This window comes from Kribbella sp. NPDC023972, from assembly GCF_040639075.1.
In the GTDB taxonomy this organism is placed as follows: domain Bacteria; phylum Actinomycetota; class Actinomycetes; order Propionibacteriales; family Kribbellaceae; genus Kribbella.
Genome location: NZ_JBEZZH010000006.1, coordinates 316,376 through 334,335, shown reverse-complemented (window position 1 = coordinate 334,335; position 17,960 = coordinate 316,376). Strand labels below are relative to the sequence as shown.

Here is a 17,960-nt window from a genome sequence, read left to right as displayed (position 1 = left end):
CGGGTTGCGGTCTGGGGTCGTGTCCATGCCGGGGTCGCGGCAGCACTCCCCGGCGATCCACCAGTACACCCGGCGCAGTACACACAGCGCCGTGCCGGCACGCCTACCGCGGGGGGGACGCGGTCGGAGCGCTGGCCGCTTCGAGGGCGATGACCTGTTCCAGAGCGCGCCGCAGCATGGTGACCTGGTCCCTACCGAGAAGCCGAGACCACCGCTGCTCGACGTCCGCGAGGATCCGGGCGGCTGCGTCCTGGGCCATCCTGCCTTGGTCCGTGAGCCGGATGATCTTCGCGCGGCGGTCGGCCTCGTCAGCGATCCGCTCGAGGTAACCGTGATCCTCCAGTTCGCCGACAAGTTCGCCGATCGCCTGCTTGGTGAGGCCGGAGCGTTCGGCGAGCGTGGTCAGCCGCGAACCTTCGGCGTCGATGTACCGGAAGACCGAGCCGTGGACGTACCGGATCCCCTCGAACCCTTCATTGGCCAGCTGCTGGTGAAGTCCCTCGAGCGCAATGTCCCTGGCCTGTGTGAGCAGGGTAGGGAGTGGCAGCTTCGGCTGGTGTCGCCGCTCCCGCGTTCGTGAACGCGTCGTCATAGTCGTGCGATCCTTCCTCCAGGCGAGTTCGTCAGGCTGCTTGACAGTATCAGGCTCCGTGGTAAGGTGACCTGACTGTCATGGAGCTTGACTAATTCGCCGGGAGGGACGAAATGCCCAACATTCGTATCTCCACGGCGGCCGGTTCCTCAACTTCATGAACGGCGAGAACGCCGCCAGCTAAGTGCGCTCCGCCTAACAACGGCACGGACTACCGGCGGCTGAGCGGCCTCAAAGCCCGCCTACGACCCGCAGAACACCTTCCGACTCAACCGCGACATCCCGCCCGTACCCGGGCCGATCCAAGACTGAGGAGACCACTCATGACCAGCAACATCGCCACCGTGCTCGCCGCACTGATCGGCGCGGGCGTCGTCTTTATGGGCACCAGCTTCTTCTGGGCGCCGCAGGGCGCAGCCGGCTTCGGTATCCCCGACACGCCGACCGGGGACCGGACCTTCCACGCCTGGCTGGCCGTCAAGGGCGTACGCGACATCGCCTCAGGGATCCTCATCCTCATCGTGCTGATCGGCGGGACACCCCACCTGCTGGGTTGGGTGATGCTGGCCGCCAGTGCCATACCGGTCGGCGACGCGTCGATCGTGCTGCGCAGCAAGGGGCCCAAGGCGGTCGCCTACGGCGTCCACGGCGCCACTGCAGTGGTGATGCTGGCGATCGGCGCGCTCCTGCTCATCGCGTAACCACTCGTCAAGCCGCCTTGGCCAGTTGTGGCTCGCGTACGCCGTGATGGGCTGCTCGGACTGGGCGTGGGGCGTCTTCTCCGCCGCCATGCCGGCCGCGATCCTCGCTGCCACCCCGCAGGAAGAGACGTCCAGCGCGATGAGCTTCAACCAAGTCGTACGCAGCGTGGGCTTCTCCGTCGGCAGTGCGCCCGGCGGTGGTCAGCCGTTGACCAAGGCGCGGAAGCCATCGCGCCAGCTCGCGTACGTCGGCTCCCAGCCAAGCTCCTGTCGCGCCTTCTCGTTCGACGCCCCGCGGACGGACGTCATCTGGGCGAGGACGAACTCGCCGGCGAGGAGTCGCCCGAGCCAGCCCGGCACCCGCAGCGGCGGCTTGGCGTTGGCGACCTCGGCCAGGTACGGGAGCCACTCCGAGACCGGAGCCGGGTCGTTGTCGACGATGTTGTAGGCGCCAGGCTCGCCTCCCTCGACCGCGGCGAGCGCGGCGGCCGCGGCGTCGCTGGTCTCGATGAACGACCAGATTCCGGCACCGCCACCGACGACCGGCAGTTGCCGTTTCCGCACCATCTCCAGCATCGGGTCCGAGGCGCCCGGCCCGTAGAAGGTGCCATAGCGCAGCACGATTCCCTCGGGCGCCTTCTCCTGCACGGTTTGGTCGACATACTTGATCGCCGCCAGCGTCTGGGCCGCGGACGGTACGGGGTTCGAGACGAGTGGATCGGTCTCGAACTTCACCGGGCCGCCGGATTGGTCGTAGATGAAGTTGTGGCCCTGGGCGACGACCCGGCGAGTGCCCGCTCGTTCCGCGGCTGCCAACAGGTTTTCCGTCCCGCGGGTCCGGAGGGCGTTGGTCGCGGCGAACACCTTGTCGACGTTGCGGAGGCTTCGCATGTCGGCCAGCGCTGTCATCTGGTGCACGATCACCTCGGGCTCGGCGGCGACGACCGCGGCAATCACGGACTCCCGGTCCAGGCCGTCGACGACGACAGGCTCCGCGCCGGCGGTGCGCAACTGCGCGACCTTGCCGGCCGATCTCGTGGTCGCGGTGACCTGATGACCCGCCGCGACAAGACCAGGCACCAGGTGCCGCCCGACCGCACCGGTCGCTCCAGTGACGAAGACTCGCATGTCTTTTCCTTTCGCATCGTGTTCTCGCCATGAAGACACGGTTCATCCGGACGCCGTGACATTGCGGGCCGAGCAACTTTGGAACGATCCATCGAATCGCTTCGAGCTACGAACAGTGACGAACCCTTGACAGGGAGAAACCGGTTTCTGTACGGTTCCATCTGAAGGAAAGCGTTTTCCGATTCATCTCGGTGAACCGGCCGCCGTACCTCACGGCGTACTGCGGCCTGCTCACCAACCGCCCCAATCGGAGGTTTTCTCATGTCCTTCTTCGCGTCCCCAACACGCCGGAAATCACTGCGGTTGCCGTTCCTGGCGGCGGCCACCGCACTGACCGTGGCCTCGGCGGCCGTAGTGTCGACCGTCGCCGTACCCCAGACCCTGCCTAAGGCGTCGGCGTCCACCTTCGCACTGCAGGGCTGGGCCACCCAGGGTGGTGGCACCACCGGCGGCGGCAGCGCGTCACCAGTCACGGTGACCACCGCCTCGGCGCTGATCAGCCAGATGCAGTCCAGCGGTTCGAAGGTGATCCGGGTGTCCGGCACCATCAATCTCTCGGGCATGAACAAGGTCGCGTCCAACAAGACGATCATCGGCGTCGGCAGCGGCGCCACCATCACCGGCGGCGGGCTCAACGTCGCCAGCGTCAGCAACGTCATCATTCGGAACCTCAACTTTCGGAACTGGGCTGACGACGCGATCAACGTCCAGTACTCGACCCGGGTCTGGGTGGACCACAACAACTTCAGCGACGGGTACGACGGCGCCGTCGACGTCAAGCGCGCGTCGGACTACGTGACCGTGTCGTGGAACAAGTTCTTCAACCACGACAAGGTCGGGCTGATCGGGCACAGCGACAGCAACGGCGGTGAGGACATCGGCAAGCTGCGGGTGACCTACTACGCGAACTGGTTCGACGGGACCACGCAGCGGCACCCGCGGGTCCGGTTCGGCAACCCGGTGCACGTCGTCAACAACTACTACCGGGGCAACAGCGGGTACGGCGTCGCGTCCACCTGTAACGCTGGCGTCTACGTGGAGCGGAACTACTTCGAGAACGTCGGCAGCACCGTCGTCACCCAGACCGGCGACTCACCGCAGGGCAACGTGAAGCTCCTCAACAACTGGCTGGCGAACTCCGGTACTCCGGCCTCCCGCAACGCCTCGAGCGTCGCGGCGATCCCGTACTCGTACGTCGTCGACGCCGCCGAGCAGGTGAAGTCGATCGTCACCTCCGGCGCGGGCACCGGCAGGATCTAGGGTGCGCCGCGGTGCCCCGGCCTTCTGCCGGCCGGGGCACCGCTAGGCTGATCGCACACGACTGGCGCGGGTGGGCACGAACCACCGGGGAGTGACAGCAGGGCATCGACCGCCTGGGTGCCCTCGGCAACGATGTCGAGGAGCCCGATCGTGCACCGTGTTCTGCACCTGTCCGACACTCACGTGAGCCGCACCGGCCCCGACGAGGACGGCGTCGACGGCCTCGCCGCTCTGAAGCAGTTGCTCTACGACGTACGCCACGTGCCGTCGGTGGACTTGGTCGTCGTCAGCGGGGACATCGCGGACGACGGCTCCCGGGAGGGTTGCCAGGCGGTGTGCTCGGTGGTCGGCTCCTTCGCGGCAGAGCGGGGAATCCCGCAGATCTACAGCACCGGCAACCACGACCGCCGCGAAGGCTTCGAGGCAGCGCTCGGCTGGGGTCACCTCGGTCCGGACGGCACACCGATCGGCCGCCGGGCGGAGGTGGATGACGTGATCGCGGCGGTGAGCGAGGTCAATGGGCTGCGGGTGATCACCCTGGACAGCCTGGTCCCTGGCGAGACGCACGGAGTGCTGGGCCGCGACCAACTGGACTGGCTGACCACCGAGCTCGCAACACCAGCGCCGGCCGGCTCGATCGTCGTACTGCACCATCCACCGATCTTCGTGGACGCCATCCCTTACCTGGAGTCCGTCGTACTGCAGGAGCCTGCGGCACTCGGCGACGTACTCGCGGGGACCGACGTACACGCCGTGCTCTGCGGTCATCTCCACCACCAACTGTCCGGCACGATCGGGCAGAAGCCGGTCTGGGTGACGCCTGGCGTCATCACCCGCATCGACCTCACCGCCCCAAGCGCCCTCGTCCGAGGCGTCCTCGGCGCCTCCGCGACAGTCGTCGACCTCGGCGGACCGTTCTCACCAACCTTCCACACCCTCCACTCCCGCGACCCCCACGCCGGCTCAGAGGTCTACGTCTACAACCCGATCACGGGCGAAGACACCACCGAAAGCGCGTGAAGTGATCGGACGCGACGTACTCCGGCCGCCGCGTGGACGTCGTCCCGGTCAACGAGAACGGCATCGATGCCGGCGGCGGCGCACCGCGAACGTCCTCGACAAACTCCCGCACGCGTTGGCGCCGCTGCTCACCTCCGCAGCACACCTCGGAGCGCTGGTTCAGGTGTAGCCACTACTGCAGCCAGGTTTCGAGGGCGGGGAGTACGGCGCGGAGGTCGTGGGCGGTGATCTCAACGTGTGCGAGGGCCCGGGCGCGTTCGGTGGCGTTGAAGGCGACGGCCAGGCCGACCTCCGCGAACAAAGGGAGATCGGACAGGCTGTCGCCGACCGCTGCGCATTGGTCCAGAGTGAATCCGTGTTCCTTGGCGAAACGCTGGGCGTAATCGCGCTTCGCGTATTGGTCATAGCTGGTGAGTGGAATGCCGGTATATGTTCCGTCGCGCACTTCCAGCGTCGGACCGCAGGCGTCGACAAAGCCGAAAGTCTCACACAAGTACACCCCAACCGGATGCCACGCGAGCGTCGCCAGCGCCGGAATCACCTCATGATCGACGCACCATTCGACGACCTCGGCGATTCCGTCGACCAAGGGGAGTAGCCCAAGCCATTCCCGTACCTGGACCTCACTGGTGCCGGCCCAACCGCGCGCGTCCAGCTCTTCCACGTACCGCGCCTCGACCAGGCCCGCATCCCACGCGGCCTCCGCCTCGAAGACAGCTTCCGCGTGCCCGAGATAACCGGCCAGATGGACCGCCGACGAGATGCCGGGGACGAGCGTTCCGTCGACGTCGAAGAAGGCAACAGCTCTCAACACACGCTCCTCATCCTCGGTCGACAGGAACCTTAGCCGCTTCGGCGAGCGCTGCGAGCAGAGCAGCGGTGGCGGGCGGATCGGGCGGTTCGCCGTACGTCGCGGCGTAGACGTGCCGGTGTGATCCCGGCAACCGGGTCGCGACGACCCCGTCGGCCCGATGGGCGCGCAGGGCCAGGCCCGGCATCGTCGTCACGCCCAGCCCGGCGGCGACCAGCGTCTGCATCACGACCATGTCGTCGGAGGTGTAGCCGATCCGCGGCTCGTACCCTTCCTCAGCGCACAGTGACAGCAAATGACTGCGGCACCGGGCGCATCCCGCGATCCACGTCGCGTCGCGCAGCTCGCCGAGTCGTTGCCCTTGGCCCGATGACAACAGGTAGACCGGGTCGTCGAGCAGATGATGCAGGCGTACGCCGCTCGGCTCGGGCTCGGTCTCGTCGTACCGGAAGATGACCGCGACGTCGATCTTGCCGGTACGCAGCAGGTCGAGCGCCTCGGGTGGATGCAGGTCGGTCAGGCCGACTTGCAGCCCCGGATGGGTGGCGGCGAGGGCGGCCACGGCGGGTGGGACGAGCGACCCGATCGCCGACGAGAACGCGGCGAGCCGCACCCGCCCGGCGGTCAGCCCGACGTGGGCGGCGAGCTCGGCATCGACCGCATCGATACGTCCGAGGATCTCGGCGGCCCGGTCGGCGAGCAGCTGGCCGGCCGGAGTGAGGCGGATACCGCGGCCGACCCGTTGCAGCAGCTGCGCGCCGGTCTCGGCCTCGAGCCGCGCGAGGTGATGCGTCACCGACGGCTGCGAGTAGTGCAGTTCCTTCGCCGCCGCGGTCACGGATCCGTGCCGCGCGACGGCCTCGATGACGCGTAAGCGGGTGACGTCCAGCATGAATCGACTCTATCTATCGATGACCATGAAATTTGGCATTAGACGTAATAGGTCACCCACCCGCACGCTCGAAGCATGACGACCACACTCATCCACCCCCTGACCGCACTGGTCGACGGTGTCCGCAACGCCGTCCACAAGCACGCGGACTGGTCGGACACCGCTCGACTCGTCGCCGAACAGCTCCGCCGTCACCTGCCCGGTCCCGACGTACTGACCGCCGCCCAGCGCGACGGCTCAACCGACAGCTACCGCAGCCACACGCTGCACGTCGAACCCGACGGCTCGTTCTCGATCATCGGCCTGGTCTGGAGACCCGGTCAGATCACGCGCATCCACGACCATGTGACGTGGTGTGTCTTCGGCGTACTGCAGGGCGTCGAGCACGAGGAGCTGTACGACGCCGACCTCCGGCTGATCGGTGAGAGCGACAACCACGTCGGCGACGTGAGCGGATTCGCCCCGCCCGGTGACATCCACCGCGTCCACAACACGGCCGACACCACAGCCATCTCGCTGCACATCTACGGCACCGACGTCACCCGCATCGGATCGAGCGTCCGCCGCTACTACGACTGACTGTCCGGGGGTGCGGGTGGTCGCCGGCCCAGGCCCAGGTGCGGCGCGGCGACCACCACGTTCCGATCTCAGTCGTCCCGGCGACCGTCCAGTGCGGCGATCTGCTCGGGGGAGAGGTGGATGTTGCCGGGTGCAACGTTCTCAGCCAGATGGCCAGGGCTGCTGGTGCCTGGAACAGCCAGAACGTGGTCGCCGCGGCGTCGCAGGGGGAGAGCGCCACAACGCGTGCGGGCCGACGCGGAGGCAAAGCTTTTGCTGACGCGGTATCTGCCGGGGGAGCTGGTGCGAGGCGTCCGCGACGAAGACTTCGAACGCCAAGGCCACCGAATGATCGCCGAGGTGCTGGGGGAGACCTGACGATCGCATACTGGGTCGAGAGCGGCGGGCGCGGGCCGCCGCAGACTCGGGCTGGGGCCGGCGAGCCGTGAAGGTGGTACCGCCGTCGCTGACAACGCGTGGGCGACGGACTTTGTGGTCCGCGCTGCGGACGGGTGGGAGGCAGGGATGGACCTCGGCGTACATCTACCGCTGATGGAGTTCGGCGACGAGGGTCAGTCGCTCGCCCGCCTCCAGGCGACCGTGGACGCGGCTCGGGCCGGCGGTTTCACCACGGTGTCGGCCAACGATCACTTCATCTTCTCCACTCCCTGGCTCGACGGTCCGACGGCTCTCGCGGCCGTGCTGGAGCGCTCCGGGCAGTTGACGTTGGCAACGACCATCTCCCTGGTCGCCCTGCGCGGTCCGGTGCCGCTGGCCAAGACCTTGGTCGCCCTGGACGTCCTGTCGGGCGGCCGTTTGATCGCGGGCGTTGGACCTGGTTCTTCCCGGCGCGACTACGACGCCGTCGGAATTCCGTTCGACGATCGCTGGAATCATTTCGACGAGGCGGTGACAGTCCTTCGCGCGCTGCTCGGCCGAGCTCCGGCGTCCCGGCGTACTCGCTTGTATCCGATGCCCGACGAACAACTACTGCCGTCTCCGGTCCGGCCCGGTGGCATTCCGCTGTGGATCGGAAGCTGGGGCTCGCCCGCCGGCCTCCGACGCGTCGCGCGGCTGGCCGACGGCTGGCTCGCTTCGGCGTACAACGCAACCCCTGAGCAGTTTGCGACGGCGCGAAAACACCTCAGCGCTGAACTGACAGCGTGCGACCGTCCGGCCTACTCGTTCCCGAACGCGCTTGTCACCATGTGGACCTACGTGACCGAGGACCGATCCGAGCGCGACCACGTCCTGGAGAACGTGCTGGCACCGCTGCTCAACCGCGACCCCGAGGACCTCCGCGACCGTTTGTGCATCGGGCCTGCAGCCCACTGCACCGAACTCCTGTCCCGCTACGCTCAGTCCGGCTGCCAGCGCGTCGACCTGTGGCCGGTGGGGGATTCACCTCGTCAACTCGAACGCTTCGTCACCCGCGTGGCCCCACACATCGACGGTATCTATGAATGATCCGAGAGATTGGCATTGGACGGCATCGTCCGGCTCGTGCACGCTGTAATACCTGACGAATCCCGCCGGGATATGCGCCTTTTTCTCAGGAGGCTCGTGATGGGCAAGCTGATTTACTCGATGATCACTTCACTCGACGGGTACGTCAGTGACCGGAAGGGACAATTCGGCTGGGGAGTTCCCGAGGAAGAGCCGCACCAATTCGTCAACGAGCAGAGCCGGGGGATCGGCACGTATCTGTACGGCCGGCGTATGTACGAAACAATGGTCTACTGGGAAACCGCGGACACGCCGGACCAACCGCCGTACGTTCGAGAGTACGCGCGGATCTGGCAATCAACCCAGAAGATCGTGTACTCCAGCACGTTGACCGAGGTCTCCAGCGAGCGCACCCGGATCGAACGAACCTTCGACCCGGACGCCGTACGCAGACTGAAGGCCGAATCAGACCTCGACCTCACCGTCGACGGCCCAAACCCCGCCGCCCAGGCGATCCAGGCCGGCCTGGTCGACGAATACCAGCTCTACATCGGCCCAGCCATCGTCGGCGGCGGCCACCGTTTCTTCCCCGACAACGTCCACACCAACCTGACCCTCCTAGACGAACACCGCTTCACCAACGGCGTCCTCTACCTCCGCTACGCCGCGAACCAGTAGCCACCCAGGGGAGCCTCCAAAGCCCCGCTCAGGCCCTCACGCATCGGCTGCTGGAACCCCTGCGTATCAAGACCGGTCGTATTCAGCGGGGGAGCGGGGCGTACAAAGAGGGGTCTACTCTCACATCTCCCAGCCCGATGGCTTCTTGGCCTGACCGGGCTTTGGCTGCTTTGAATTGCACCGGGTACAGACCATGAGAGTGCGGCCATGCACGTCACGTTCGTTCGGCAGAATCTTGAAATCTCGGGGCTCGCGGCAAATTGGGCATCGCTGGTGCGTGTACTTGCCGGCCACGACGCACAGCATAGGACGGGTGTCGACTGATGGTGGAACCGCTACGTAGCGTCCTGGTGACCGAAGCGCTCAAGGCGCCAAGGCGAACTGGGTCCCGGACAACTCGTGGGCGCCGTCCTTGAGCAGTCGCGGTGGTCCCAGCGTCGAGCCATCGAGCACACCTATCGCAAGCGGTAGGAAATGCACTTCAACCGAGCCTCGTACTTCGCGAACGGTCCGGCCGCAGATGCCTAAGCTGCTCCGTGTCTAGTCAGCGCTCAACGATACGAACCCGCTCAGGCCACGTCTTTCCGCTCGCCTCGCCGGTGACCGCCGCCCACAGAGCGGCGACCGTCAAGTGATCCTCGTCAACGCCGACCGTAAGGCCAGGGCCGACGAGCGCGACGAAACCATTACCTTCACGCACCACGCGAAAACCGGCCGGTAGCGCGTGCGCCTGGACCCAGTCCTGACCGCAAGTACAACGGCTGCCGTGATAGCGGCCCCATTTCGTATAGAGCGCTTCGTACACCAACTGGTCGCCGTAGTGCTGGCGTCTCGCGTGAAGCCGGACATTACCCTCCCTCTGTTCCGAGGCATTAGCTGTGCGGTTGGTCGCACCACGAGCAGTCTCGCCTATGAAGGACTACTTGCCATCGGTGATCGCACTGCCTTGGCGTCTTGATTTGGCTTCAGTCAACCTGCTCATGGCGCTCTCGCGTCGAGCGCCGTGATGTCTACGCGTCAAGGTGGACCCTATGCGGCGAACAACGGGTGCGGCTCTGGCTCGGGCCACGCGATCTCCAGGATCGCGATGCCTTCGGTTTGCATGTGCTTGAAGTGGCAGATGGCGTCCACCAGCGTGACGCTGTTGGGACGGACAATTTGACGGTGACGGTGCTTCTCTGTGTTGGCTCCATGGCCGCGACAGTAGGCCTCTCCGAGGCGCAATCACAGACATCGCCACACAGGGAGTGTGCGCATCCGCGCCTAGCCTGTGGATAACTCGGCTCCCTGAGCGTGGATTCTCCCGAGATTGCGTTCATACAGTTGTCGACAAAACCCGTGATGCCACCAAAAGGAGTAGAGGTTTCACGCTGGCCATGTTCTCGGGCCGCTGCTCGGCTGAGCGGTAAGATGCTGGATGAGCCTGCCGCTCGCCGGAGGGGTTACCGGGAAGCCGCGCGCCGCATCGGAGTCACGAGCCGCGAGATTGCGAGGTGGCGATCGTGTCGGAACATGCGCAACCCTTGTTCGGCCGGGAGCAGGACATCGATGACCTCCACGCGTTCGTCGACGAGGCCCTGACCAAGGGTGGTACTTGCGTTCTCCATGGGGATGCCGGTGTCGGGAAGACGCGACTCCTGACGCTGTGCTCGGAGGTCGCGACGGACCGCGGTGCCCGGGTTCTTTCGGCATCTGGCGTCCAGTTCGAGGCGGATCTCAGCTTCGGTGTGCTGCATCAGCTTCTTCGTCCGATCCTCACGGAGGTGGAGGCCCTCGACGCGTCATCCGCGGCCGCACTCAGGTCCGCGCTCGACCTCGGGTCGGGGGCAGGGACGACGGACCCGGTCGCCGTCTGCACAGCCGCACTCGCCCTCCTCGTACTCGCCGCTCGACAGGGACCCGTGTTACTCGTGGTGGATGACCTCCAATGGCTGGACACGTCCACTGCATCGGTCCTCGCGTTCATCGCCCGCCGGCTCGCGGGGCACCGCATCGGTTTCGTCGGCGCCCTCCGCCTGGGTGAGGCGGCGCGATTCGACAGTCATGGACTGAGGTCACAGAGCGTGCATCCCCTCGTCCGAGAAGATGCACAGCAACTCCTCCTGCGCCAGTTTCCGATGCTTGCTCCGCGCACGCGCCAACGAATCGTGGACCGGGCTGCTGGGTACCCGCTCGCGCTGGTCGAATGGGGAGCGTCGCTGGCTCGCCTTCCCGAGGCCGAGTCCGACGCGGGGGCGGCTGCGCTGTTCCTACCGCGGCGGCTGGAGGAGTCCTTCGCCGCCCGCATCGATGCACTTCCGGCCCAGACTCGTCGCGCACTGCTGATGTTGGCGCTGGACGGTCGCCGGGACCTGCGGGAGCTGCTGGCTGTCGGTCTCTCGATCGAGCACCTGGCACCGGCGGAGGCGGTGGGGGCGCTGGTGATCGATGATGCGACCGGCATAGTCGACTTCCGGCACCCACTGATGCGTTCGGCTCTCGTGGGATCGTCGACGAGCTTGGAGAGGAGAGCGATTCACCGCGCGCTCGCGGCCGCCCTGGCGGACCGACCGGACCGCCGTGCATGGCATCTCTCCAGCGCCGCAGTGGGCCCCGACGAACATGTGGCACAGCTTCTCGAGCAGCTCGCCCAGCGGTCGTTCGCCCGCGGAGACGCTGTCGGCGCCAGCACGGCCATAATTCGAGCTGCCTACCTGAGCCCCCGCGATGAAGACAAGTCGCGCAGGCTTGCTGAGGCGGCCTATCTCGGCTCTGATGTCACCGGCGAGTTCTCCCAGGCGTCCCAGCTGCTCGCGGACTCGCACATCGGCCTCGGCGGGGGACCCGGGTCGCTGTATGCGGTGGCCGCTCGCGCACAGATTTCAGTCAACGGTGACGGCGACTACCACACGGCGCTCAAATTCGTTGAGAGCGCCGTCGCCGCTGGTGGCCACGGCTGGAGCGCCGAGAACCATGAACTCATCGACACGTTCCGGAGCTGGTTAATGCTTTGCTCGTACGCCGGCGATGCGGACCTGTGGCGGGGCTACTTCAACTGCCTGCAGCGGTTGACCCCTGAGGTGCCCGCCGCCCTGCGGGCCGAGAGCCAGGCGATCGGTGATCCGGCTCGGACGGGCGCAGCGGCGCGGCCGACGCTGATCTCCTTGGGCGAGCGTCACGATATCCTCGAACCTGCGGTCCTGTCGCTCACCCTCGCAGCCATGTACCTGGATCTGGTCGAGGTGTATTGCACGAGCGCCTGGCGATTCGTGCAGGAGGGGCGCAACGGGGGACCAGCCCGACCGTACGCCCGTTCGCTAGCACACCTCGGCATTGACGAGTTCCTGCACGGCAACTGGCGGGAGGCCCAGACGCTCGCGGACGAGGGTGCCAGCGTCTGCGATGAGTACGACTACATGAACGGCGCCTGGTACTTCGCCTATATCCACGCGCTGCTCGCCGCTGGGCGTGGCAACACGGGCCGTGCCAGGCAGCTCGTCGCCGAGATCGGCAATGCGTGCGCTCCCCGTCGGAGCTGGGGTGCGCAGAGGTTCTCCCACCAGCCACTCACCTTGGCGGCCGTGGCCGACGGCAACTGGGAAGAGGCGTACCAGGTGGCCTGCCAGCTCAGTCCGCCTGGAGAGTTCGCACCCTTCGTTCCTCAGGCCCTCTGGGTCGCCTTCGACGTTGTCGAGGCCGCGCTCAGGACGGGGCGCGACGCTGACGCACGCAGGCACGCGAGTGCGATGACCGCAGCGAATCTTCCACTCATATCGGATCGCCTGGCTCTGCATACGGCAGGAGCAACGGCGATGGTGAATGACGGTGAACACTGGCGAGCTGCCTTCGAGGCTGCGTTGCAGACACCAAACGCTGGAAGCTGGCCGTTCGATCTGGCCCGCATCCAACTGGCTTACGGCGAGCGTCTCCGCCGGGCACTCGATACGACGCGCGCCAAGGAGGTCCTTCACGCGGCGCTCCAGACCTTTGATCGGCTCGGAGCATTGCCCTGGACGGAACGGGTCAGCGAGGAGCTTCGTGCCGCTGGGGACCCACAGTTTCGCCCAACGCGAGCGGTGCCAGCGGCGCTTCTCCTCACGCCTCAAGAGCTGGCCATCGTTGAGATGGCAGCGGCCGGCCTCAGCAACAAGGAGATCGGCAGTCGACTGTTCCTCTCGCCGCGCACGGTCAGTGGACACCTTTACAAAGCCTTTCCCAAGCTCGGCGTCACCAGCCGTGCAGCGTTGCGGGACGCGCTTGCCGAACCAACGGACACGTAAGGCCACCGACCAACAGGGACCGCGGTCGGACTAAGGGAGCGCCTCCGTCTCCCGCTCCGATACCTGTCGATACTCCTGACCTGCTAAAGGCATAGCGAACGGGTCAGATGACTGATGTCGGCATCGGGTTGAGCGTCGAGACTCGGGATAGACACCGCCGAGCGAGGAGGAACGATGAGTCATCAGATACCCGATGAAGCATGTGGTCATCACAGGGAGCAGCGCCGTGGTCGCGTTGCTTGGTTCGCGATCATTCTGGAGGAACAACGATGAGCAACAGTCAAGAGGCAAGCGATCAGCCGCGCATCGGCCTGATCACCGGAGGCAGCAGGGGTATCGGGAAGGCGACGGCGCTCGACCTGGCCAGGGCCGGTGGAGACGTCATCATTACCTACAGGGACAACCGTGACGAGGCGGAAACGGCGGTTAAGGAAGTCGCTGACCTCGGCCGTCGGGCGGTTCCGCTGGCCCTCGAGCTAGGCGACGCCCGGACCTTCGAGGCCTTCGCTGACGCGGTGGCGGCGACTCTGCAGGAGACCTGGGGGCGCGACACCTTCGACTATCTGGTCAACAACGCCGGCAGCCAGCGGGCGGGCTCGCTGACCACAGCGACGGAGGAGGACTTCGACGAGCTCGTCGGCGTGCAGTTCAAGGGTTTGTTCTTCCTGACCCAGAAGGTCGCGCCATTGATCGCCGACAACGGCTCCGTCGTCAACATCTCGAGCGGAATGACCCGCTTCTACGTGCCCGAGCGAGTGCTCTACTCGGCTACCAAGGGAGCGGTCGAGGTCCTCACTCGCTACCTGGCGCAGGAATTGGGCGGGCGCGGGATTCGCGTCAACACGATCGCGCCGGGCGCTACAGCGACGGACTTCAGCGGCGGCCTCCTGCGCGACAACCCGACGGTCCAGCAGGCGGTCGCGTCGATGACGGCCCTCGGGCGGCATGGCGTGGCCGAGGACATCAGCGGCGCCATCGTCGCGCTGCTGGACGACGGGAACCGCTGGGTGACCGGTCAAAGGATCGAAGTTGCCGGCGGCGTACATCTCTAAACCAAGGAGCGTGCTATGACAGACTTGCATAACAAGGTGGCGCTGGTCACCGGGTCCGGTCGGGGTATCGGACGAGCGATCGCGCAGCGCTATGCGCATCTCGGCGCCAGCGTGGTGATCAACTACGCGAGCAACCAAGCGGCGGCCGCCGAGACTGCCAAGGCCATCGAGGCGATGGGCGGGCGTGCCTTACCGCTTCGTGCGGACGTATCACGCCTCCGAGAGCAGGAGGAAATGTTCTCGAGGGTGCTCGAGACGTTCGGGCGGCTCGACATCGTCGTAGCCAATGCCGGAGTCGAGGTCGTCGGCCAACCCGTCCTCGACGTCACCGAGGCGGACTTCGACCGCGTCTTCGCCATCAATGCCAAGGGCACCTTCTTCACGCTGCAGCTCGCGGCCAAGCACGTTGCCGACAATGGCCGAATCATCTACGTCGGGACCAGCAACTCCACATTCCCGACACCGGGCCACGGTCTCTACGGAGGAAGCAAGGCTCCGGGCGAGTTCCTGGTCCAGGTCCTTTCGAAGGAAGTCGGCAACCGCGGCGTGACCGTCAACACGCTGCTGCCTACGGCGACGGACGGTGCAGGTCTCTACGCCGACTCGGTCAGCGAGGCCATGCAGGAGTTCGTCCGCTCGCAGCGCCCAATCCAGCGAATGGGAACCGTCGATGACGCCGCCGACGCGGCCGAGTTCCTGGCCGGGGACTTGGCCGGCTTCATCAGCGGCCAACGCCTGCTCGTCAGTGGTGGTGCTCCGGCATGAAGCCTCCGGGCAATGAGTGTCGCCGTGTCTGAGAGCTGGCCATACCTTCGGGCGCGTGCGGAGGCCGCGACTCCCGTCACGTTCGTCGAGCTGTTCTTCGACCTGGTCTATGTCTTCGCGATCACCCAGTTCTCCCAATTGCTGCTCGAGGACCTCTCCTGGCACGGCGCGTTCCGGGTTGGCCTGCTACTCGTCGCGATGTGGCAGGCCTGGATGTACGTCACCTGGATGACGAACTGGCTTGATCCGGAGTCAATGCCGGTCCGCGTCGTGCTGCTCGGCACTATGCTGGCTGCGCTCGTCGTCTCAGCGAGCATTCCAGCGGCGTTCGACTCCCGCGGGCTGTGGTTCGCGGGTGGGTACGTCGTCATGCAGGTGGGACGGACAGTCGCGATCCTCTGCCTGGTGCGCCGGCATCCCAGTCTCGGCGTGATCTTTCTCAAAGTCACGATCTGGCTCGCCGCTTCCGGCGTGCTGTGGGTAGCCGGCGGCTTCGCCGAGGGCAGGGACCGTGAGCTGTTCTGGATGGCTGCGGTCACAGTGGACAACCTGGCGCCGATCTCGGGCTTTTGGGTCCCGAGGCTCGGCAAGACGGCCCCCGCCGACCAGGCGATCACCGGCTCGCACATGGCTCAGCGCTGCCATCTCTTCGTGATGATCGCGCTCGGAGAGACGGTCATCGCCATCGGCGTCGCCTTCGCTGGGCGCGAGCCGACTGGTACCGCGCTTGCCGCGCTCGTCCTGGCGTTCCTGGAGTGCGTGGCGCTGTGGTGGATCTACTTCGACCGCGCTGCTCGCTCCGGAGTGCAGGTCATTTCCCGCTCCGACGATCCCGCACGGCTCGGCCGCTCGGCATACAACTTCCTTCACATCCCGATGGTGGCGGGCATCATCGCGGTCGCGGTGGCGGACGACGTCGTGATCGCCCACTCCACCGAGCAGCTGTCGGCGCCGGCCGTCCTCACGATCGTCGTAGGACCGGCGCTCTTCCTCGCTGGCGACCTGTTCTTCAAGCGGGCGCTCTTCGGCAGCGTGTCCCGGTCGCGCGTGGGCGCGCTCGCAGTCCTTGTCCTATTTGCCGCGACGCAGCAGTGGTTCTCGCCTCTGGTCCTCTTCGGGCTTACCACTGCCGTCGTACTCGTCGTCGCGGCGGTCGACACCGTTGAAGGACTGTCGGGTGATGTCGGACTGACGGTTCGTTGACCGCATGGACCCGGTGCATGCATGAGATACGAACCGTGTCGGCTTGGCGGACTTCCTGACGCGCCGCCGTCTCCACACCCACCCATCCGTCCTCAGCCTGCTTTTCCCAGGGCCGCCTCGTGGGCATGACGTGCACGGTGTAGGTGCTCTCGACCAAGTTGAGCGATCGGCCAGCCCACAGACTGGACTGGCAGTTCTCCAGCAGGGCGCGTTTCAGCAGGTCAGAGCACCTTTCGGCGGCACGCACAGGGGAGCGACGTCGCCAGGTGTGGATGATTCATCTGATGCAATACGCAGACTACAAGTTGACATAATGTCGCTTATCGGCGCATACCGGAGGTGGATGGGATCGTTCGTCGGGTAGGTTTCCGGGACGGAAGGTGCCCGATGATCTCGCGATCTGCAGACTGATCGCCGGCGGTTCACCTCCGATCGAAGTTGTCGACGTTCTTGGGCGGGGTTGTCGGATTCCGGGTGGCGGGTTCGTGGATAGGGCAACCGGACCGAACAAGGTCCCAGGCTCAAGGAGAACCACGATGAACGACCAGGCCAGGCGAGTAACCAGACCATTCCGATTCGGGGTCGTTGCGCCGATCCGTTCTGACCTGCCGACGTGGCGAGACCGTGTGCGCCGCATCGCCGACAGTGGTTACTCGACGTTGCTGATGCCCGATGTTCCTACGTGGCAACCAGCACTTGGCCCCACGCTGGCAACCGCGGCCGCGCTCGCTGACCTGCGGATCGGCTCGTGGGTCTATGCCGCCGCGCTGCGCGAACCATGGAGCACAGCATGGGAGGCTCACTCACTCTCAGTACTCACAGAAGGCCGCTTCGAAATGGGCATCGGCGCCGGCCGACCCGGGATCGAAGTCGAGCTGGGGCGGCCTGCCGTCTCCCCAGCTGAGCGTCGTGCCAGAATGCGCGAGACCGTGGCCGCCCTACGTACGTTCGACGGCCCCGATCTGCACACGCCGGTGGTCCTGGCGGTGAGCGGACCGAAGTCGCAGGCGCTGGCACTCGAAGTCGCTGACGCAGTCACGTTCGTACTCTCACCGGAAGACGATCGGGTCGAAACCACGAACCGGGTACGCGACTTTGCCGGCCGCCGGGACATCGAACTCGCCCAGCACGTCGCCGCCGTCGGTGACGGTGTCGCTCCGTTCATGGCGCCGCCCAACCTCGACACCGCAGCGCTCCGCGCGGCAGACTCGCTCGTCATACTTCCGAGTGACCCCGCGGCAGCCGCCGAAGAAATCCAACGCCGACGCGAAGAGATCGGCTTCTCCTACTTCGTCATCGGCGCCGACTTTGCCGACACACTCGCGCCGGTCGTGGCCAAGCTGGCCGGACAGTAGGCGGCGCACGCCTCGCAGGCACAGGCCGGCTGGCCGCCCTCGCCCACGGGTAGATGGTGTCTTGTGCGCACGAACCGAACCGACACGATGGCCCCCAGCGCGCCTGGCGCCTCGTGACGTCGGATCCAGGCCGGTTCCACTCCCCCGGAGCCGGATTACGACGTTCTTGCACCCGTCCTGGTTCGTGGGTGTGTCTTGCTCATGATGTCTCGTCGCGGCACGTCGATGTTGAGCAGCCAG

17 protein-coding genes are annotated in these 17,960 nt (G+C 66.2%); 12 read left to right on the top strand and 5 right to left on the bottom strand.

What is annotated here, in order from left to right:
* Positions 1–103 precede the first annotated feature (103 nt).
* Positions 104–592 carry a MarR family transcriptional regulator gene (locus tag AB0F43_RS24990; RefSeq protein WP_360481347.1) on the bottom strand — a complete coding sequence of 163 codons (489 nt, stop codon included), beginning with the start codon at positions 590–592 and terminating at the stop codon, positions 104–106.
* A gap of 323 nt (positions 593–915) precedes the next feature.
* Here AB0F43_RS24990 and AB0F43_RS24985 point away from each other — a divergent pair, with 323 nt between their 5' ends.
* Positions 916–1,293, top strand: coding sequence for a DUF4267 domain-containing protein (locus AB0F43_RS24985; RefSeq protein ID WP_360481345.1), 378 nt, complete (start codon positions 916–918; stop codon positions 1,291–1,293).
* A 201-nt stretch (positions 1,294–1,494) separates the two neighbouring features.
* On the opposite strand, the gene AB0F43_RS24980 is transcribed toward AB0F43_RS24985, so the two are convergent.
* Positions 1,495–2,421 (bottom strand): NAD(P)-dependent oxidoreductase, encoded by a 927-nt coding sequence (locus AB0F43_RS24980; protein ID WP_360481342.1) that lies wholly within the window; start codon positions 2,419–2,421, stop codon positions 1,495–1,497.
* Positions 2,422–2,682: 261 nt separating this feature from the next.
* On the opposite strand from AB0F43_RS24980, the gene AB0F43_RS24975 reads away from it, so the two are divergent.
* A complete protein-coding gene (locus tag AB0F43_RS24975; RefSeq protein WP_360481339.1) occupies positions 2,683–3,681 on the top strand; it encodes a right-handed parallel beta-helix repeat-containing protein in 999 nt (332 codons plus the stop codon).
* Between the two features lie 150 nt (positions 3,682–3,831).
* Complete coding sequence (locus tag AB0F43_RS24970) at positions 3,832–4,701, top strand: metallophosphoesterase (protein WP_360481337.1); 870 nt, start codon at positions 3,832–3,834, stop codon at positions 4,699–4,701.
* A 172-nt stretch (positions 4,702–4,873) separates the two neighbouring features.
* Here the strand turns inward: AB0F43_RS24970 and AB0F43_RS24965 are convergent, their stop codons facing one another.
* Both AB0F43_RS24965 and AB0F43_RS24960 read right to left on the bottom strand, forming a co-directional pair.
* Entirely contained in the window at positions 4,874–5,512 is a 639-nt protein-coding gene (locus AB0F43_RS24965; RefSeq protein WP_360481334.1) for a haloacid dehalogenase-like hydrolase, read from the bottom strand.
* A gap of 10 nt (positions 5,513–5,522) precedes the next feature.
* The gene (locus tag AB0F43_RS24960; protein ID WP_360481331.1) at positions 5,523–6,404 is read right to left on the bottom strand and encodes a LysR family transcriptional regulator; all 882 of its coding nucleotides are present in this window, start codon (positions 6,402–6,404) and stop codon (positions 5,523–5,525) included.
* A gap of 75 nt (positions 6,405–6,479) precedes the next feature.
* Here AB0F43_RS24960 and AB0F43_RS24955 point away from each other — a divergent pair, with 75 nt between their 5' ends.
* The 4 genes from AB0F43_RS24955 (at position 6,480) to AB0F43_RS24940 (ending at position 9,086) form a co-directional block, all read left to right on the top strand.
* Positions 6,480–6,983 (top strand): cysteine dioxygenase family protein, encoded by a 504-nt coding sequence (locus AB0F43_RS24955; RefSeq protein ID WP_360481328.1) that lies wholly within the window; start codon positions 6,480–6,482, stop codon positions 6,981–6,983.
* 225 nt (positions 6,984–7,208) lie between these two features.
* Positions 7,209–7,340, top strand: a complete 132-nt coding sequence (locus AB0F43_RS24950; protein WP_360481326.1) for a hypothetical protein — start codon at positions 7,209–7,211, stop codon at positions 7,338–7,340.
* Positions 7,341–7,487: 147 nt separating this feature from the next.
* Positions 7,488–8,429, top strand: coding sequence for an LLM class flavin-dependent oxidoreductase (locus AB0F43_RS24945; RefSeq protein WP_360481323.1), 942 nt, complete (start codon positions 7,488–7,490; stop codon positions 8,427–8,429).
* A gap of 99 nt (positions 8,430–8,528) precedes the next feature.
* Positions 8,529–9,086, top strand: a complete 558-nt coding sequence (locus AB0F43_RS24940; protein ID WP_360481320.1) for a dihydrofolate reductase family protein — start codon at positions 8,529–8,531, stop codon at positions 9,084–9,086.
* Between the two features lie 544 nt (positions 9,087–9,630).
* Here the strand turns inward: AB0F43_RS24940 and AB0F43_RS24935 are convergent.
* Positions 9,631–9,894, bottom strand: coding sequence for a hypothetical protein (locus tag AB0F43_RS24935; protein ID WP_360481318.1), 264 nt, complete (start codon positions 9,892–9,894; stop codon positions 9,631–9,633).
* 685 nt (positions 9,895–10,579) lie between these two features.
* Here AB0F43_RS24935 and AB0F43_RS24930 point away from each other — a divergent pair.
* The 5 genes from AB0F43_RS24930 to AB0F43_RS24910 all read left to right on the top strand — a co-directional run bounded on the left by AB0F43_RS24930 (position 10,580) and on the right by AB0F43_RS24910 (position 17,720).
* Positions 10,580–13,345: a LuxR family transcriptional regulator gene (locus AB0F43_RS24930; protein ID WP_360481315.1), complete on the top strand. Its 2,766-nt coding sequence runs from the start codon at positions 10,580–10,582 to the stop codon at positions 13,343–13,345.
* Positions 13,346–13,614: 269 nt separating this feature from the next.
* A complete protein-coding gene (locus tag AB0F43_RS24925; protein WP_360481312.1) occupies positions 13,615–14,397 on the top strand; it encodes an SDR family oxidoreductase in 783 nt (260 codons plus the stop codon).
* 15 nt (positions 14,398–14,412) lie between these two features.
* Complete coding sequence (locus AB0F43_RS24920) at positions 14,413–15,162, top strand: SDR family oxidoreductase (RefSeq protein WP_360481310.1); 750 nt, start codon at positions 14,413–14,415, stop codon at positions 15,160–15,162.
* Positions 15,163–15,186: 24 nt separating this feature from the next.
* A complete protein-coding gene (locus tag AB0F43_RS24915) occupies positions 15,187–16,365 on the top strand; it encodes a low temperature requirement protein A (protein ID WP_360481306.1) in 1,179 nt (392 codons plus the stop codon).
* A gap of 536 nt (positions 16,366–16,901) precedes the next feature.
* Positions 16,902–17,720, top strand: coding sequence for an LLM class flavin-dependent oxidoreductase (locus AB0F43_RS24910; RefSeq protein WP_360481303.1), 819 nt, complete (start codon positions 16,902–16,904; stop codon positions 17,718–17,720).
* Positions 17,721–17,960: the final 240 nt, after the last annotated feature.

Excerpts from the sequence above, each read along its gene's own strand:
- AB0F43_RS24990 (WP_360481347.1), bottom strand. The coding sequence starts at position 592 with ATGACGACGCGTTCACGAACGCGGGAGCGGCGACACCAGCCGAAGCTG.
- AB0F43_RS24985 (WP_360481345.1), top strand. The coding sequence starts at position 916 with ATGACCAGCAACATCGCCACCGTGCTCGCCGCACTGATCGGCGCGGGC.
- AB0F43_RS24980 (WP_360481342.1), bottom strand. The coding sequence starts at position 2,421 with ATGCGAGTCTTCGTCACTGGAGCGACCGGTGCGGTCGGGCGGCACCTG.
- AB0F43_RS24975 (WP_360481339.1), top strand. The coding sequence starts at position 2,683 with ATGTCCTTCTTCGCGTCCCCAACACGCCGGAAATCACTGCGGTTGCCG.
- AB0F43_RS24960 (WP_360481331.1), bottom strand. The coding sequence starts at position 6,404 with ATGCTGGACGTCACCCGCTTACGCGTCATCGAGGCCGTCGCGCGGCAC.
- AB0F43_RS24955 (WP_360481328.1), top strand. The coding sequence starts at position 6,480 with ATGACGACCACACTCATCCACCCCCTGACCGCACTGGTCGACGGTGTC.
- AB0F43_RS24945 (WP_360481323.1), top strand. The coding sequence starts at position 7,488 with ATGGACCTCGGCGTACATCTACCGCTGATGGAGTTCGGCGACGAGGGT.
- AB0F43_RS24940 (WP_360481320.1), top strand. The coding sequence starts at position 8,529 with ATGGGCAAGCTGATTTACTCGATGATCACTTCACTCGACGGGTACGTC.
- AB0F43_RS24925 (WP_360481312.1), top strand. The coding sequence starts at position 13,615 with ATGAGCAACAGTCAAGAGGCAAGCGATCAGCCGCGCATCGGCCTGATC.
- AB0F43_RS24920 (WP_360481310.1), top strand. The coding sequence starts at position 14,413 with ATGACAGACTTGCATAACAAGGTGGCGCTGGTCACCGGGTCCGGTCGG.
- AB0F43_RS24910 (WP_360481303.1), top strand. The coding sequence starts at position 16,902 with ATGAACGACCAGGCCAGGCGAGTAACCAGACCATTCCGATTCGGGGTC.